This is a genomic window from Peribacillus sp. NJ4 (genome assembly GCF_030348345.1).
GTDB lineage: Bacteria > Bacillota > Bacilli > Bacillales > DSM-1321 > Peribacillus.
In genome coordinates, this window is record NZ_JAUCFQ010000001.1 from 923509 (window position 1) to 941319 (window position 17811).

12 protein-coding genes and 3 pseudogenes are annotated in these 17811 nt (G+C 36.8%); 11 read left to right on the forward strand and 4 right to left on the reverse strand.

The genetic code is table 11. The features are described 5' to 3' along the window. Positions 1-156: 156 nt before the first annotated feature. Positions 157-666, reverse strand: a complete 510-nt coding sequence (locus tag QUF94_RS04655) for a GNAT family N-acetyltransferase (RefSeq protein ID WP_289314811.1) — start codon at positions 664-666, stop codon at positions 157-159. Between the two features lie 400 nt (positions 667-1066). Here QUF94_RS04655 and QUF94_RS04660 point away from each other — a divergent pair, with 400 nt between their 5' ends. The 7 genes and pseudogenes from QUF94_RS04660 to QUF94_RS04690 all read left to right on the forward strand — a co-directional run. Further along, entirely contained in the window at positions 1067-2095 is a 1029-nt protein-coding gene (locus tag QUF94_RS04660; RefSeq protein ID WP_289314812.1) for a serine hydrolase domain-containing protein, read from the forward strand. A 257-nt stretch (positions 2096-2352) separates the two neighbouring features. After that, the gene (locus QUF94_RS04665; protein WP_289314813.1) at positions 2353-2559 is read left to right on the forward strand and encodes a hypothetical protein; all 207 of its coding nucleotides are present in this window, start codon (positions 2353-2355) and stop codon (positions 2557-2559) included. 232 nt (positions 2560-2791) lie between these two features. Further along, positions 2792-3064 carry a hypothetical protein gene (locus tag QUF94_RS04670; RefSeq protein WP_289314814.1) on the forward strand — a complete coding sequence of 91 codons (273 nt, stop codon included), beginning with the start codon at positions 2792-2794 and terminating at the stop codon, positions 3062-3064. Positions 3065-3291: 227 nt separating this feature from the next. Next, positions 3292-3489, forward strand: a pseudogene (locus QUF94_RS04675) (MerR family transcriptional regulator); the annotation flags it as partial. A 659-nt stretch (positions 3490-4148) separates the two neighbouring features. Next, on the forward strand, positions 4149-4286 hold the full coding sequence (locus tag QUF94_RS04680; RefSeq protein ID WP_289314815.1) for a hypothetical protein: 138 nt from the start codon (positions 4149-4151) through the stop codon (positions 4284-4286). A gap of 666 nt (positions 4287-4952) precedes the next feature. Further along, positions 4953-5135: a hypothetical protein gene (locus QUF94_RS04685; protein WP_289314816.1), complete on the forward strand. Its 183-nt coding sequence runs from the start codon at positions 4953-4955 to the stop codon at positions 5133-5135. A gap of 338 nt (positions 5136-5473) precedes the next feature. Beyond that, a pseudogene (locus tag QUF94_RS04690) lies at positions 5474-5656 on the forward strand (hypothetical protein); the annotation flags it as partial. A 353-nt stretch (positions 5657-6009) separates the two neighbouring features. Here the strand turns inward: QUF94_RS04690 and QUF94_RS04695 are convergent. The 3 genes and pseudogenes from QUF94_RS04695 to QUF94_RS04705 form a co-directional block, all read right to left on the reverse strand. Next, positions 6010-6138: pseudogene (locus tag QUF94_RS04695) on the reverse strand (YhjD/YihY/BrkB family envelope integrity protein); the annotation flags it as partial. A 305-nt stretch (positions 6139-6443) separates the two neighbouring features. Then, the gene (locus QUF94_RS04700) at positions 6444-7880 is read right to left on the reverse strand and encodes a M20 family metallopeptidase (RefSeq protein ID WP_289314817.1); all 1437 of its coding nucleotides are present in this window, start codon (positions 7878-7880) and stop codon (positions 6444-6446) included. 42 nt (positions 7881-7922) lie between these two features. Continuing rightward, entirely contained in the window at positions 7923-9164 is a 1242-nt protein-coding gene (locus QUF94_RS04705; RefSeq protein ID WP_289314818.1) for an MFS transporter, read from the reverse strand. Positions 9165-9431: 267 nt separating this feature from the next. Here QUF94_RS04705 and QUF94_RS04710 point away from each other — a divergent pair, with 267 nt between their 5' ends. From QUF94_RS04710 to QUF94_RS04725, 4 genes are all read left to right on the forward strand, one after another. After that, positions 9432-10748, forward strand: a complete 1317-nt coding sequence (locus QUF94_RS04710) for a helix-turn-helix domain-containing protein (RefSeq protein ID WP_289314819.1) — start codon at positions 9432-9434, stop codon at positions 10746-10748. Between the two features lie 1355 nt (positions 10749-12103). Further along, on the forward strand, positions 12104-13087 hold the full coding sequence (locus QUF94_RS04715) for a glycosyltransferase family 2 protein (protein ID WP_289314820.1): 984 nt from the start codon (positions 12104-12106) through the stop codon (positions 13085-13087). Between the two features lie 1155 nt (positions 13088-14242). After that, a complete protein-coding gene (locus tag QUF94_RS04720) occupies positions 14243-16978 on the forward strand; it encodes a DUF3289 family protein (protein ID WP_289314821.1) in 2736 nt (911 codons plus the stop codon). Beyond that, a complete protein-coding gene (locus QUF94_RS04725) occupies positions 16971-17492 on the forward strand; it encodes a hypothetical protein (RefSeq protein ID WP_289314822.1) in 522 nt (173 codons plus the stop codon). The genes QUF94_RS04720 and QUF94_RS04725 overlap by 8 nt, the downstream gene beginning before the upstream one ends. Positions 17493-17811: the final 319 nt, after the last annotated feature.

The window sequence follows — 17811 nt, forward strand, 5'->3', positions numbered from 1 at the left end:
TTTATAGCTCTATCTGATCTTTTTAGAAAAAAGCGACTTCTCATTTTTCATCAATCGCGCCCGATCGCGGAACAAAGAACTCCTGCATATCAGGAATTTTAATCAACATTCATTCAGTCATACCTAAAATACCACTCCTAAGGATTCAAAGGATAGTTAGATTTCATTCGCGAACAACCTAAGCTCTTGAGACTCATTAGAAAACTTAACCATTCGTTCAAATTGCAACCCCAGCTTTTCAAGTAGTTTAGCAGAACTATGATTGTTTGGAGAAGTTATAGCCACAATGCGATTAATACCTAAAACGTTTTTTCCATGCGCCATTACTGCAGAGGCTGACTCATAGGCATATCCTTTCGCCCAAAACCTGGGAAGAAAGGCAAATCCAATATCCACATCTTCCAAGGTGTCCCTTTTTATCAGACCGCAGATCCCAATAGGAATACCTTCCTCTTTCAATTCGGTCAAATACAGACCGAAGCCCAATCGATTATACATTTCAACGGGTCCGTTCAAAATATAATTTCGCGCATCTTCGAGGGTTCTTACACCCTTATCCCCGATAAACTGGATCCATGAAGGCTCATTCAAAAGCTCAAGTATAAACTCCGCATCATCAGGTGATATCCAACGAAGGATTAATCGATTTGTTTCAAGAACTTTCAAAGTAGATACACCCCTTTATAATGTCTATAAATGATTCAATATAAGTCAGAGTCTGGTCTTCCATCACCACGGGTATAGCTACCAAACTCTCTTGTCGTATGAAGAAAACATGAGTCTTCCTTTCATTCTGATGGGAAGTCTGGCCTTTTCTCCCTGGGAAACAGACACTGGTATTACCCCATCGCCCTCAAGCTGTTATTACGATTATGCGTCAGGACCCCCTGTTAGTCATAATAACAATTATTTCAAATTCCAATAAAATGAACAAGGAGTTATTTCATTATATAGCCCAATACACGAAAAAGACGCGGTACAAAATAAACGGGGCAGTTATTTAAAAAGAAACAAGGATTTAATCTTTATTGTATCGAAAAGATTAATAAAGGAAAGTAGTGAAAAAATGATTATTAATAAAAAGATAAACACACAGTTTAATTCAGTTGTATCAAATGTTAGAAAGACATCTGAATTAGTTGACTGTTCAGGTGCATCTGTTTTTATAATTCACAACGATTATATTGTAACAGAGGAATATTGGGGTAAACATTCTAAGGCTCCTGATTTGAGGGAAATCCAAGAAGATACCCAATTTCATGTTGCATCAGTTAGAAAAAGTTACATAGGCTTTGCAGTTGCCTATGCGGTTTATGAAGGATACATAGACTCAATAGATGATTTAATAGTTAAATATCTTCCAGGGAATAGTATGCCAATATTTAATGGGACAACAATAAGACACCTACTAACACATACGCATGGTTTAAAGAGTATTAATGGAGAGATACATCGGGAATTTATACCTGGAATTAATTGGTCATATAGAGGTGTCGGAATTGATATGTTGACGCAAATCGTTAAAAATACAACTGGTAAATCGGTTGCTGAAATAGTTGCTGATAACGTATTTAAACCTCTGAATTTTACAGAGACTGGCTGGTATGGAGAAGTAAATGAAAAACTTGTTTCTGTAATACGGAAGCCTAATGACCCAAATTGGACTACAAGTAAGAGTACAGACGGCAATAAGATGAATATGTATGTATCATCAAGAGAGTTGGCTAAATGGGGGTACTTTCATCTTAAAAAGGGAAATGTAGATGGAAAACAAATCGTATCAAATGAAATTATAGATATCGCTACAACCGTTCAAAGCCCAAATTCATTAGATGTGGAACTTCCCCAAAACGGATATTTATGGTTCGTAAAAGATTTACCTGCAAGAAAATCAGAAATTGGTGAACTTGTATCTAAAGGATCCTTTCAAATTTTAGGCTATACAGGAGTAACTCTTTTGGTTATACCTCAACATAATCTTGTAGCAGTGCGTGCGTTTAATAGTTTTGGTTCTCCTAATGGATTTGATTACTTAGCTGATGTCCGAGAATTTGGTAATACTATTATGACCTGCTTAATATCGGCATCCCATTGATGGATTGAGCCTCGAAATAATACGTCTTGAGGCTATCAAAATTTTTTTTAGATAGAGTCATATCTTCATGTGTTCTTTAATTGAAAGTGACTTTTCACTTCATTACCAGGAGCTGATCAGCAGCTCCTTTTCTTATGCGACAAATGGGGTAGGCTTGCTTAATGATAAATATTCCAAAATCTGTTTAATTCCAAATTAATAATGTTAAAATTATCCTATGATTCGGCTAAATAAATGTAAAGAAGGGAGTAGTTTATTTGTTAAAATCGAAAGCATTTAGAATGTTAGTACTAATATTCATCCTATTCTCCATCTTTATAATTCTAAAAAAAGATGTGATATTTCAGGAAGGAAACCCTATTCCGTTTGCTGTGGCTATATCTAAAATAATTATTCAGGATAAAGAAATTACTGAAGTAAAAGGAACAGAGGAAGTATGCCTTCACGAAATCTTCATGTCCTGAAATCACTTCATTTATCCGTGAACTTAAATTCAATGGTGATGAAATCCTGCGAATAAGCGAGTATTTGTGAGAAAATTGTATTAAACTGAGGGAGTTCCATAAGCGTAGTGTATTCGTACTGCGTAGTTCGATATTTACACAAACATACTCATTTTTTGTTAAAATTAGGTAGTGTTAAATTATCATTAAGGGCACAAATTTTTATAATCTAATTCATTAAGGGGCAATTGTTGTGCAAAAAATACCAGGACTTATATCCATTCTAATCCCGTCTGTTTTAACATTATTGATCATTAACTTTTTATTTGATATCGTATCCTTGAAAATTCAAGGAATGCCACTCGTATTTCCGTTTATACTGTGTCCAATAGGAGCTATATTGGGATTCGTAGGCTATAAAATGAATCGCGATAAACTTTCGTTAGTTGGAATAATTTTTAACATCATTTTATTTGTGTTCCCAATCTTATATAACATCGTCGCTATACTTACACAAGGTCCATAATCTTTAGTACAAAAGGGTCGGATTTTTCCAATCCTCCGTTTTAAGAGATATATCGCACAGTTTGTGTCAACTCTGCAATAAGCCTTAATGAACTAACTGGTGCGTTAGCGCCATAAGAAGGTCGCCAATTGGCGGCCTTTTGAATGTATGATTCTTACACTTATCATACATTCAATCTAAAGTGAGAAAGTACCCTTAATTAACTAAATGTTGGCGGTACCTTTTCTTTGCTAGGGGGCGTCGATCGCGATGAAGCGAAGTGCCGTGTTATGTATGATTTCACTGTTCTTAAGATAGATGACATCCAGCGTAAAATTAAAAATCTCAAAAGAATTGAACAGATGCTGATGGATCTTAAAGAAAGATGTCCCGAAAACAAAGATATTTACGAATGCCCCATTATTGAAGCATTGATGAGGAAATAAGAGGCGAAACAGGATGAAAAACACAATAAAAAGTTCAGGTTGGTTTATTTGTCGAACTAATCAATGCCCGTGCCATCTGGTTTTACTGCTTCCGTTGTTTGCATGAACGGCACTGGGTTCATACTTCACGGAATTTAAAGATGTTATTTTCATTATGATGGCTCTGTAATTTGTTTTTGCTCTTTTCAAGGGCTGGAGAAAACTTTATCCAGAAACAAAGAAAGAAACAACAACGCATGATTGTTACAGCATGGAGAAGTTTAAAGCATGTAGGAAAAAGTGTCGCAGTTAGCCACTGTATTTTCGGGTTTTTTTAGGGCTGCATGCTGCCTTGGTTCACTGATTTTCATCCCTCTTGGATTAACTGGATTTGCAGGAGTATTATCCTTCTACTCATTGAAGTATCGGTTATTGTTCACCATCGTTAACATCATTCTTCTTGCTTACTCCCTTTACATGGTTTACGGGAGAAATGGCCCAAAAACCGGACGGAGAGATTCACTGACAAATCAAGACTTGTTAGTGTGAAAAGGAATATGAGGATGGAAAAATTATTCAATCATTTTGCAGTCAGACCTGGCTGCATTTTTCTTAGATGCATGGTGAAACCTTTAATAGTGCATATTAATTTCTAGAACCATTGGAAGGGGGTAATCGCCATGAAAAAGCAAGTAAAGCAAAATGAAAAGGTTACTGAAGAAAGACAAGAGGAGCTGCAAACAATTAATGATATTTCTAACAGCGAAAACGGGCAGCCGGTCCCTCAGCCTAAAGATTACGATGAAATAGAGTATTAAGATAAAAGTAAATCCCCGGGATAAATGCGTTTAAACCAATTCCTTCAGTAGCTAATTCAAGGGTGCATTTATGAAAAAGCAGATTTACAACATTAAGATATTTTCATTATTAAAAGCCTGATATATCTCTATATTATCTAGAGAAATCTGGCTTTTTTAATTAATCACTAAAGTCTTTAAACGGAGACTTTAACTAATTAACACCCTGAAATTATCCACTTTTTCACCTCTGCAATATAATACAAGCTAGTACCGTCCACATCTAACATTGGCATTTATATTATCACCTCAATAATCTGATATCGTTTCTAAGATCTTCAACTATTCTTTATTCAGAATGGTTGAAGTATGTATTGCTATACTAAATCCCATAAATCTAATAAAAAGATAAGTGCTTTATCTTAATGACAAGCGACTTGGATTTAGAGATATATTGAAGAGGGTATGCATAAAATAAAATTCCCATTAAAAGAGTAATTGCGCAATTACCGCCTGTTTTTTCTATTATATATTCCTCTGAAATTTTTTATATTTTATTTTTCCTTTAAAACATTATTTTATTACTAATTGTTTTGGTAACAAACACCTTGAATTTTTAAGTTTTTTTTTACCCAAGATATTAAGGTTCAGGAAATGAACCAAAATTTTATGAATAAGGTGATGTAGATGAAGACAAACATGGATAAAATTTTACCCGTTTTCGCTTCAGTTGGAGTAGGTATTGCTGCTTATCAAATGTTGAGTGGAAATGGCGGAAAAATGAAAAATATGATGCCACTTGCCTCTAACATGATGGGAATGGGGACTGGCATGCAAGAACAGAATCAACAACAGTCCGGAAATCAATAACGCTTATAAAAATAACAATTTCCTAATTAAGGTAATTTCTTCTAATCCACAAATAATCCCCTTTCCATGTCAAAGATACGGTTGGGGGACTTATCTAATTTATTCAAGAAAAGGGTTGCTAAAGTTTAATAAGAACTATTACCAAAAAACATAGTTTGAGGGTAGTGTCACATGCCCATCAAGCTAAGACAAATCATTACCCCTAAAACGAAAAAAATTACGTTCTCCCTAAATCATCCTCTGACTTTCTTTGTGCTCTCTCCAACACCTCAAGACGTCCTAAGTGTAAAAATAGACGGTCAAATGTAAGAAGATGAATCCCGATAAATACAGCCCCTAAGCAAGGGGAAAAAGTGGATTATGCCTATAATGATCGGGAGATTGAAGAAATCATGGCTAGTATGCGAAGTACTCCAAAGCCTAACCTGCAGCGTTATAAAGGGCTGGGGGAAATGAATCCAGAGCAATTGTGGGAAACGACCATGAACCCAGATACAAGAACTCTACTCCAATTCAGTTTGTAAGAGAGACTGAAGAGCGAGTGGAAATTTACGAAGATCGCATAACAAAAAAGAATTGGAAATCAACTTGGAATAAGATAAAAGTTAACCACATCAAAATCCCTTCAAAATGTACGATTCTTACAATAATCATACTGTACAAAAGGAGCCTAAAAGGCTCCCTTTTATATGCAGCTTAACTTTTTAATGATCGCCATTCTGCCCATTTGCAGAACTTGATGTTTTATGGTTCCCCTTTTTACCCTTATGCTTTCCTTTTTTACTCATGAAAGAATCCCTCCCCAATACAAGATGTTATTTCTTGATTAGTGTTCGTTGAAGGGCTTTCAGGTATTACGGGAACTGAAGGAAGCTCATTCACATTTTGGATGATCTTCATTTATGAAGGCATTGATTTCTCCCCCTATAATGATGATGAGCGCAGATAAATAAAACCAGATCATTAACACAATGATGCCACCAAGACTGCCGTATGTAGCAGACTTAAAGAAGTATTCGCAAAGGACTTTGATATCATTAGTTTTAGGGTAATGAAAAAGATTACTTAATTAAGTGAATTTTTCGGAGAAGAATTTTTGTGGACAAGCTTAATGCAAATGAAATAGTTGTTGAACTAACAGGTGCGTTAGTTCTATAAGGGGTACCGTCAGCAAAACTCGGATTTACAACGTTATGGGGATCTGAATGCAAAAATAGCCACTCCCGTCCAGTTTGTTAAATCTTACTGAAAAAATCAAGCCCTTACAGTTGTTGTAAAATAACTGTAAGGGCTTTTCCTTTTTGAAAGTTATCGACTTAATGCAGGTTTGATTTCCGTCGGAATTGGACAGACATAGTTTGCTCCATCTAAATTTTCCTTCAGTTCAGCTTTTGCCTGGTCAATGACTTCTGGTTGGAGCAGTATATCGACTGCGGTAGCAGCCATTACTTTGCCGGCATGCAGCATACCTTTGTGGCCAATCGATGTTCCCCCCTGCGCCACAGCCTGCCAGGAATGAAGCTGTGTCCCCATCGCAAAGCAGTTGACTGCGCATTGCACAGTAGGTACAATCCAGCTGACATCTCCAACATCGGTCGAACCGGTCATACGAAAGGTTTTGTTTATATAGGGCATTAACACAGTGGAAAGCTCTTGTTCCTTTATCTTTTGAATTAAGTTTTTGTCTACTGGTAGCTGAGAAAGCATGCGCAAAATACTTTTCTTATCGGGTTCTGGCATGGTGGTGCGAATTTGACGGGCAAATGCTTTTTCTTCTTCGTTAAATTCTGGGACGCCAACCTTGCGATAATTATCGTACATAACAGCTGCTAATGTTCGATTAGGAATCAAGTTGGAGCACCCTTTATCAAAAATGATGTCAACTTCTGTTTCTGTCATCATGGCAGCACCACGGGCAATCTTGCATACGCGGTGATAAATCTCATCTACCTGCTCCAGTTCTGGAGCCCGCACCATATAGAGTACTTCCGCTTCTGCCTGCACAACATTGGGAGCCAGCCCGCCCGAATTAGTAATAGCATAGTGGAGGCGAGCTTCAGGAATAATATGTTCACGGAGAAAATTAGCCCCGATATTCATTAACTCTAAGGCATCCAATGCGCTGCGGCCGAGATGAGGAGAGCCTGCTGCATGGGCCGCTTTTCCTTTGAATTTAAAGTACACCTGATAGTTGGCCACGTTTGTTACCGATGCAACTGCGTTAAAGGAATACGGATGCCAGGAGATAGCCGTGTCCACATCATCGAACAAACCCTCTCGGACCATAATAGTTTTTCCTGAGCCCCCTTCTTCAGCCGGACAGCCGTAATAGCGAATCGTTCCTTTGATTTGATTTTCTTCCATAAAGTGGCGAACAGCTACTGCAGCCGCCAACGAGCCGGTACCCAGGAGGTTGTGACCGCAGCCATGGCCGTTGCCGCCCTGCTTGATTGGATGATGAGATGCGATTCCACGGTCCTGGCTCAGTCCGGATAGTGCATCGTATTCCCCAAGAATAGCCACAACAGGTCCGCCGCTTCCATAGCTCCCGATAAAAGCGGTCTCCATGCCGCCGACTCCTCGTTCTACACTAAATCCTTCTTCTTCCAGTGTTTTGCAAAGCAAATCTGCCGAACGGAACTCTTCAAATCGAGTTTCGGCATAGTCCCATATACAGTCGCTCACTCGGATAAATGTCTCTCTTTTTTGTTCAATAATATCTGCAATTTTTTGACGATTAAACATGAAGAACACCCTCTCTTTTCTTTTAATTAGATGCGAACCATGCTACTCAGCTCTGGAGTTTATCTCTGTAGCTTGGTCACTCGTTTCGTCAGAATGGGTTCGCACAGTCATCCCGACAATAAGAGCAATGAAAAGCGCGGAAATTAAAAACCAGAATCCGGCATCATAGGAACCGTTAAACTGTTGAATCATGAATCCCATGACGGTAGGAGCGATAACGCCAGCTAATTGCCCACCCAAATATACCATCCCAGTAGCCGTGCCTATGGAAGAAGAGGCTATATACTTTAGCGGCATCGTTAACGTGGTGGTCAAGGCTATCGCAATACCGATACTTGCGAATGCGCCATACATTACTACATAAGGGATAGAAGGGGCGCTGATAAAAAAATACAGGGATATCATCCCGATCAGTGCTCCCAAAACAATTAAGTATTTTTCTCTTCCCACCATGTACTTGTCCAGCAACCAACCAGTAAAAAGCATTGTGATGAGACCCATGATGGCCGGAATGGTAGCCACTGCACCCATCGATACCAGGTCAAGGTCCCGCACTTTAACCATATAAGATGGCATCCACGCCGCAGTTCCCCAACTCACTATTGAAATTCCGAAGTAAATCACAGTAAGCTGCCATAACAAAGGAATTTTAAGGGCCTGTTTTAACGACATTTTTTCGCTAGGTGCATTTTTTTGAATGCCATGTGTTCCTGCAGGATAGAAATACTTCCAGTAAAAAAAGGCAAGTAGCAAACCGACAAGACCAAGGAAGATGAACATGAACTGCCAGTCAAAGATACTAATTAGGCTAGCGATAGCTAGTGTCCCTAGCACGCTCGCTAGCTTCCCGGCAGCTAGAAGTCCCGATTTGGCACGTCCGCGCTCTTTTTGCGGAAAGGTTTCCGCGAGTGAGACTTGGCTTGCAGAAGGATAGCTACCCTCCCCAATTCCGAACAAGAAACGGAGAACGATCAGAGAAAGAAACGACCAGGCCATTCCAGTTAGAATGGTAAAAATGGACCAGGCAATTAAGGAAAACAAGATCACTTTCCGTGAGCCAAACCTGTCTGCCAGACTGCCTCCAATTGGCTGCATAATTGCATAACTTAGAAAAAAACTGCTAATCACAAGACCTACCTGTGTTTCCGTTAAACCGAACTCCTTGGAGATAGGAATGACGGCTACGTTGATGGCTATCCTGTCGAAGGTATTGACCATCCAGCCAAGACAGAGAAGAACCATTATCAAGGTTTTCTGTTTACGGTTTGCAGCAAGTGGATCCATCTTTGAACTCCCCCCCTTTTTTTTGAAAGCGCTTTTATATTTGAGTAAGCCAACAATCATCCGGTCCGAAAAACATAAACACATTTAGGTATAGAAGGATATGTGTATATATTTTTGTGTTTATATTTATTTTTAGACACTTTTAAGACGAATTGTCTAAAATTGAGTATAAGTTAATAATCTGAACATTTCAAGTTTTTTTAAAACATTTCCAAGTGGCTCCGAATCTCTTATAATGTTACTAGTGAACGAAAGGAGGGATCGGGTATGATACGTTTGGGTGTCATGATTGCCCAGCATTCCCTGAAAGAGTTGAAAACAGTACCGGATCGGGTCCAGGAGAGCTGCGAAATTGTAATGCTGCCGTATCAACGCTTGCATGAAACGATCGATCTATACCTACAAAACCAGCAGCATGTGGATGGATTTGTGCTGACTGAGCTGGCCTACTATTATTTGACGGAAAAGTGGGAGAAATTCCCTATACCTACCTATACCTTTCAAATCAGCAAGCAGGAATTCTACGAAAAGTTGTTGCAAATCAGCCTGTCCAACCGGAACCTTGATTTTTCTAGGATCTATATTGACTTTATAGCGAGTCAAAACAACTTTCTTGGATTGAAGCAGGTGCTGAATGAAAAGGACATGCCTCTCATGGTCTCTTTCTCACAAGTGACTGACCAGGTCTATGAAGAGGTACTGAATGAACACATCCAGTTGTGGCAAGAGGGAAAAATCGATTTGTCATTAACCCGGTTGAGTAATATTGTTGAAGAGTTGGTCCGCCATGAAGTCCCCCATATTTTCCTGTTCCCGTCGCCTGATTCAGTTGTGCAGCAATTCGAGCAAATCATCAGCGAGCTTTCATTGATTAAACTGGCGGAGAGCCAAATTGCCATTGGCCACATTACAATTGGAAATCCGGACACGGGGAAGCAAAACATCAACGAGTGGGAGTTTCAGCAAATGCTTTTGCACAAATCGCTACTGGAATTCAGCACAGAGCAAAAAGTCCCGTTTCTCATCCAAAAATCCAGTGGAAGCTTTGAGCTCATCAGTTCTTACAAGGAACTCAAGACATTTACGCACAACCTTTCGCAATGCTTGCTTATGTCCTATCTTGGCAAAGTGTTGCCCTTTTCGGTCCACATTGGTTGGGGGGTAGACAATACCATGTACAAGGCGCGTTCAAACGCGCAGTCAGCCAACAACTTGTCCGTAACTAGCCGGTCCCCGGGTACTTATGTGGTGACAGACACGGATAAAATCATCGGGCCATTGGGAGAAGGAAATTGTTTGGAGTACCTGAACGGAGTCAACAAGTCCATCCAACGCATCAGCAAAGACGTGGAAATCTCTACCCTTCAGCTCCAAAAAATCATGGCGGTCATTTCGAAGACAGAAAGCAACGAACTGACAGCGGAGGAGCTTGCTTACCATCTTGATGTCACGGTAAGAAGTGCCAATCGCATTCTTAATCGTCTGGAGGAAAAAGGGGTGGCCCGTATTCTTTACAAAAAGCAGGAAAAGCTGCGAGGGCGTCCCAAGAAAATCTATCAGATCCAGTTTGCCGGCAAGGGATGACTTCAGTCCTACTTGTTGTTTAACAATCGTTCGATGAATTGTTAAGGTTTGTTCGTATATAAATGGATTTGGGTAACCTTTTCATTATAAAGAAAGTGTAGAAAGAGGTTACCATCTTAAACTTTGCGACCATTAAACAAATACTAGCAATAATGCCGGTTACACCCTTAGCGTGGTGAAAACCGGCTATTTTTATATCTAGATGCCCTTAACGTTGTAAATCCGCGTCATGATGGTGGTACCCCTTAATGAACTATCGGGGCAGTTTAGCTTAATAAGAAAATAATAACTGTCGAAATCTACATCTAAAGTTGTATGGAAAATTTAGCCTTAAGCCGCATTAAAGATTTCCATTAAATTGTTATATTTGAATAAGTGGAAAGCTTTTTATTTAATGAGTTTGTATCGATCATCAGTCCTTTTTTATTATGCTAACGGTGCAGTTTAAAAGAAGGTGATGTGGTACTCTTAAAACCAGATGAACCTGTTAAAAATGGTACTCCAGTTATCTAGAACATTGAGCAACTTAGTGTCTCAAAAAGTAAGTCTTGTTGAACAAACAGGTGCGTTAGCTGAAAATCGGAGCTGTCTTTAAGGCAGCTTTTTCTTATGCAACTATCGGGGCAGGATAGTTCAATAAAATGATATTATAAAACTAGCAATTATACTTTATCACTTTAGGAATAATAATTGAGGTGTCCAAGAATAAATGGAGCATATCCTGAACGAACTAAAAAATATAAAAGGAAAGAGCCCCCACACATTTTGTTTTTTGGGGGAGTTTTTATCTGTTAACGGAATTAAGTCCAATCCAATATAGGAACATATGGACAGCATTGGGTGTATCCCTTATTATTATTACTCTTTTAGTGGTTATTGATAGAATAAAGGGCTGGCATTATACAAAGTGGATTGTGTTTATTCTTATTTTTATATTGGGTTTAGGTTTATATATCTTCAATGACATATATGGGAATTAAATACCACAATCCTTATCTAACGGGGTGCTTAATTCAATTAGGGAGGTTGCTGCGGCAGCCTTTTTCTTATGGCACTAAAGGGGAGGTAAGGTTAAGCGTAACGTGTGTAAATGAGGTTTTATTTATTATTCTTAATAATAAATGAACTCCCTCATTATTCATGAAGCTTTGCTACATCAGTAACCACATTATTACAAAGAAGATTCAACACATCAATTTCTAGCGAATTAAATATGATTAATATTCCTCGTAACAATTATTAATTGTTAAATTTGTGTAAATTACCTAATAACTAGATTAATAATGGTATAATTAACCAAAAAATGACGATAAATATTTCTGATGCAGTTTATAGTCTTTTAAGGAGAATTGGATATGCGTAAGGTTACAGTTGGGATACCTTGTTACAATGAAAGTAAAAACATTTTAAAATGCCTAGATAGTATAACATCTCAATCAGATATATTTCAGGGTATCGAAGTACTGATAGTAGATGACGGGTCAACGGATGATACAGTAAAAATTATTGAGAATTATAAAAAACAGTACAATATAGATGGCAATATGAAGATATTAACTCAAAAAAATACTGGCGGCCCATCAACCGCTAGAAATAGAATTATCGATGAAGCCGAAGGGGAATATATCTTCTTTGTTGATGGAGACGATTATCTTGCTGAAAATTCCATTTCAAATATGTATACATTAGGTAAAGAAAATGATTCAGATGTTATTATCGGAAAATATGAGGGCGTCAATCGTAGAGTTCCTGTATATGTATTTAAAAGTACGCAAATAAACACGAATTTTTTTGATTCACTAGTAAAAGACACGATGTCAGTATTGAAAATGTTTAAAACTGAATATCTCCGTTCTTTGAATATTCGTTTTAGAAAAGATATTAAATTGGCAGAAGATCACCCCATTGCTATGAGTGCTTATTTACACACTAAAAAAATTAGTATATATGCAGATTCTCCTTGTTATTATTGGGTGAGACATATTAATTCTGAGAATAAAACTCATTTAACTGGCGGCGTCATCCCAGTAGATGAATTTTATAAGTATTTATTTGAAACATTTGAAGTAATAAAAAATGCCCGAATCACTGAAAAAGAAAGAACAGAAGCTTATAGAATATATTGGGACAGATTACTTACACTTGATATAGTTAATGAGTTTAAGCGTAATAGAACTGAAATGGAAAGAAATCATTCATTTGCGATTTTACTCCGTTTGTTTAATAAGTATGAAGGCCCCTTAATAACACCGTTATTAACAGGTTATAAACGTTATACTGCAATGCTACTTTGCAATGAAGATTATCTTTTATTTACTGAGTATTTGAAAATAAAATAATGTTAGTTGATTTTTATTGAGGCCATTATAGTAAATAGAAATACACTTGAGTATTTTAAAGCTAGCAAATTCTAATTCCAATTGCTAGCTTTCTGATACAAAGTATAACAAACTAATCGACGTCATTCTCGTACCTACACAGGCAACCTAAAAAAAGGTTCCCTGCTTTTTTTTATTTATTAATCATCATTACGAACTATATGCATTCACTTTTCCTTCTCCGAAATAACTATCTCTACCACGCTTACCGATATCAGAACTTCCTCTGTCAAATATTTAAGCACCTCATGAACAGAATGCTTACCACCCGTTCATTAAGAAAAGCGATTCTTTTTAAAGAATCGCGCTCGATTGAAACTACCATGAAAATAAGTTTCTTTAATAATGAAAAATAACAATACTTAAGAAGACCCTGCTCAATCGTTTAAAAAAAGAGGAGAGCGTTAATTAATTAGTCTATAGATTAGGGTTGAGGTCAGTATCAGTATTGACACTTCCTAACCATTTTCATTCTTTGCGATTCATGGATGGCTAACGGGTCTATATATTGGGTCAATCTCTAAAGAAAGATCATTAATTCATAAGTCTGATAAAAATATTTAGGAAATATTTACCTTATAATCCATATTTTTAATCTGTAAACTAATACTTAGTTGATAAAATTATTTTTTAGGGAGGAAAGGAGAAAAAATGAATTTATCCCTCAAGGAACTATAAGAGCTGTTACTGTTTGTTTTATGCTCTTCAATGCTTTTTGGCATTTTTCCACAGTCTAAGGACCAAAAAGCATCATCCCCTGACACGTTTCATATAAATGGTTGAGGAGCGAAACGGGATTCATTCATTGGTTTCCAGGCTGAAAATATATTGGGTCAAAGATTTATTTATGTTCGGTAAATTTAAAAAGACAAGGCACTTAAATATTAGGTGTCTTTCTGGTTTAATAATTTTTAGAATATTCAGCATTCGTATCGATTGGAATAATTCCCAATATATACTTTTGATGGGTACTGACTAGTTGCTATTAGAAAATAACAACTTGTAAAGGAGTTGATTTAATGAAATTAACTCAAGGATTTTGACAATATTCTTTGGATGGGAACCACGATATCGTATATAGGTTAAATTAAAATTTTTATAGAGGAGATTATCACGTTGAAAAATAAAGTAAAAAGTATGTTGAGTTTTTTATTGATCTTTGCAATGATTTTCGGCGGATCTGGGCAAGCGGTGGTTGCCAAGGGCAATAACCATGCTAATCAAGGAAAACATAAGAATTCTAGTGAGCAAAATGTAAAACAGTGGTTAAGTGAATATCAATTCTATGAGGACACCAGAATTGCAAAAATCTATGATCAGACTGCAATAAATGAATTAAAGCGTTTCGCGACAGTCATAAAAGAAACTAATGCTAAGTTTGATTCTAAACTGATAGCGGAAATTGATGAAACCGGAGACTTTAAACAAAAAGATATTAATGAACTTGATGTACTTCAACAATTGATTAACCAATATGAACAAGCTGTTCAAGAGGAGTATATACAAGAGTCGGTTCTTAAAAGTGATCGGCTCTTGGAAATCAAACATAAGTTAACCATATGTCTATGGGGGTATGTAACAAAAAACGATTTTAATGAACCAACTGAAGTATTACTTGCAGATATACTCTTTAATTTTTATTTATCGGATAAAATTGTCAATAAAAATGCTATCGGCATCTTAGAGGATATCTCCGATCAAGCAGATCACAAAGGAAATAAACTAAAAGCTCATTTGAATAACGCTGGGAAAATGTCTGAAAAAGGTAATGAGTTTCTAGAAAAAGATCTAGCTATTCCTGCATCAAAATCCTATCAAAATGCATATAAACAAGTGTTATTCGGACTTAAAAAAGCAGGCTATTCATTTAACACAGAATTCTTTGAATCTACCTCTGACACGGATGGTGATACTATAACAGATGGAATAGAATTCCTAGAGGGTATGAATCCATTTAAAAAGGATACAGATGGTGATGGATTGCAGGACAATATTGAATATGAGGTTAAATCATTTATTTCCCCAACAAAATATGATTCAAATCGTAATGGCATAAGTGATGCAGATGAAGATATCGATGAAGACGGCCTGAGTAATAAAGACGAGCAAGCTAATCAAACAAATTTGATTAAGGGAGATTCAGACCAAGATGGTTTAACTGACGGATTTGAAGTACATCAGTTCGATACATTACCTAATAAGTATGATACAGATAACGATGGGTTAAGTGATGGAGATGAATATGCTTTAAAGACAAATCCGAATGCTACAGACAGCGACAATGACGGAAGCGAGGATCCACAAGAACTCTATAAACAATCGATTAGTAAATCATTGATTCAGCCTGATAAATCAGAAATTAAAAGCGTAGAAGTTGGATTTAGTGCAAAGGATAATATTAATAAAACGACCAGAATTAGCAGCACAAACAACATAAATATTAAAACAACTAATTTACACGGTATTATTGGTTCTCCTGTAAGCATCAATACGCAATCAAAATTTGAGAAAGCAAGCATTCAGTTTACTTATGATGAAGCGAAGCTAGGAGACACGTTGGAAGATGATCTAGCCATCATTTGGTACAATGAAGACGAGGAAATGTTTGAAAGCCGTAACGCTGAGTTAGATAAAAGTAAAAATACAATAAGTATGGAAACTACTCACTTTGGTGAATATCTGGTTGTTGATAAGGCAAAATGGTTGGAGCTATGGAATCGGGAAATAGACTACTCAAGGACGCATGATCTAAATAACGCTCTGTATAACAATCTTGCAACGAAGACAGTAGGTGATGTAGAAATTGATATAACAGATTCAGATGGGGATGGCTTATACGACATCTATGAAATTGAAGGAATGAAAACACCATACCGTATAATTTACTCAGATCCTAACAAGAAAGATAGTGACGGAGATGGATTAACCGATGGGCAAGAAATGGGGCAATTAAAATCATTCACGGTAGAAATTTTTGGAGTTGAAATTCATTTTGAAGGTTTCTTTCCAACCAGTTTCCCTGACCGAAAAGATAGTGACGGAGATGGAAAGTTTGATAATGAGGATTTGAGACCGTTGTACTCTGATTTTACCGATACAGAAATTTATCAATCAGATAGACCAGAAGGCTATGATGAAAATGGAAATGTAGCGAATGATATGAAAACAAATGATTATACAGAAGATGAAATAAAAGACATTAGCTGGATGTTCAGACTCCAATTACTTGAATCTTATTTCCCAAGTATTCTCTTTTATGAGTTCGAGGATATGACAACAAGCTTGTTTTCCATGGGAGATATGGAAGATGTTATTTTAGATATGATTAATCATTTTAGAGAGGGAACTGGTAAAGAGTACAGAAACCAGACTTTAACTAAAGAAGCGAGTGAGCATGAAACAACGAAAGCCTATGTTGATTTTGTCAAAAATGCCTTAGTTGATGAGCTAAAGAAAAATGGAGGTAATTTGGCAGCACTTAAGTTGGATAAAAGTACAAAGAATACAAATGAATTTTATAATTTGATACAGAGAAATGCTAGTTATCCGACGTTTAGCACTTGGAGTGATCGAGTAGGTGGACTTACAATTACAGTAAATGATACTTGGGGGAATACGGTATCCGTAAAAGATTTTTCTGAAGAGAATAATCACTTTAAAGGAGTCATGCGTGTTCGTTTATATGATCATTTTGGGTTGGATCGGCCAGATGTTGAGAAGGAGTATGTCAACTTAGCAGGATTCCGTTCCTGGTTTGTCTTACAGCATTATGATGAATATAATGGGAAATATAAGCCCTTTGTTACTGTAATGGAAATGGATGTACCATTTGAGGGGAAATTGAGTGATTAAAGTTAATTTAAAAATTATAGTTTTAATGATTTGTATATTCTTAATTCCATTAAACTTAATAGGATGTAAAAAGAATGAGGAATCAAGTGGGGAAACAAAGATTTTCGAAATTGACAATACAGAAGAGATATTTGGTAAAAAGGATGAAGAAGAGGTGACTGTAAAAAAGCATTATATGATTCTAAATCCACCAAAAGATCTAATAGAATTAAAAGAATTAGTTGAAAAATACAGTAAGGAACATCCAGTTGAAGAAGAAATGAAAGTAATGGAAGGCAAAAACAGGATTTTTGATATGTCCTTTTATAGGGAAAGTAAGGATTTGCCAAGAGACTGGCAGCTTGATGAAAGTTACATGAATACAGATCGGCTAGAACATCATAAGAATGATCTAATTGCATATATAATTTGGTCAGATGCTGAACCACAAAAAGAATACAATGTTTATGATAAAAATAAGGAAGGAAAGGTAATTAAGAGGATGCATTTTATTGGGGATCAGCTTGTTGAGTGATACACTATCCATACGCTAAAAAAAAGAAATGGAAATTGTTAGGAAATATAACAGGAACACTACATGATAGACTGGGGATCACTATGAATATTTTCCATAGTGGCCCCTCATTACTCGAATCGTTTCCATACCCTATTAAAACTAATTTTTTCTTTGTTCCGTTAAAGGGCGCGATTCTTTAATAAGAATCGCTTTTCTTATAGAACTAACGGGTGCGTTAGTTGATTAAGAGATGAGATCCTTGAGGATCCTAAGCGTAGGAAATTAGGGGCTTTATTTTCCATAAAATTTATTATCATATTTTTTCGCGTTTTGTCGT

What these genes read in the sequence shown, in the direction of transcription:
- QUF94_RS04710 (WP_289314819.1), top strand. Translation starts at nt 9,432, where the DNA reads ATGATACGTTTGGGTGTCATGATTGCCCAGCATTCCCTGAAAGAGTTG.
- QUF94_RS04715 (WP_289314820.1), top strand. Translation starts at nt 12,104, where the DNA reads ATGCGTAAGGTTACAGTTGGGATACCTTGTTACAATGAAAGTAAAAAC.
- QUF94_RS04660 (WP_289314812.1), top strand. Translation starts at nt 1,067, where the DNA reads ATGATTATTAATAAAAAGATAAACACACAGTTTAATTCAGTTGTATCA.
- QUF94_RS04680 (WP_289314815.1), top strand. Translation starts at nt 4,149, where the DNA reads ATGAAAAAGCAAGTAAAGCAAAATGAAAAGGTTACTGAAGAAAGACAA.
- QUF94_RS04685 (WP_289314816.1), top strand. Translation starts at nt 4,953, where the DNA reads ATGAAGACAAACATGGATAAAATTTTACCCGTTTTCGCTTCAGTTGGA.
- QUF94_RS04705 (WP_289314818.1), bottom strand. Translation starts at nt 9,164, where the DNA reads ATGGATCCACTTGCTGCAAACCGTAAACAGAAAACCTTGATAATGGTT.
- QUF94_RS04700 (WP_289314817.1), bottom strand. Translation starts at nt 7,880, where the DNA reads ATGTTTAATCGTCAAAAAATTGCAGATATTATTGAACAAAAAAGAGAG.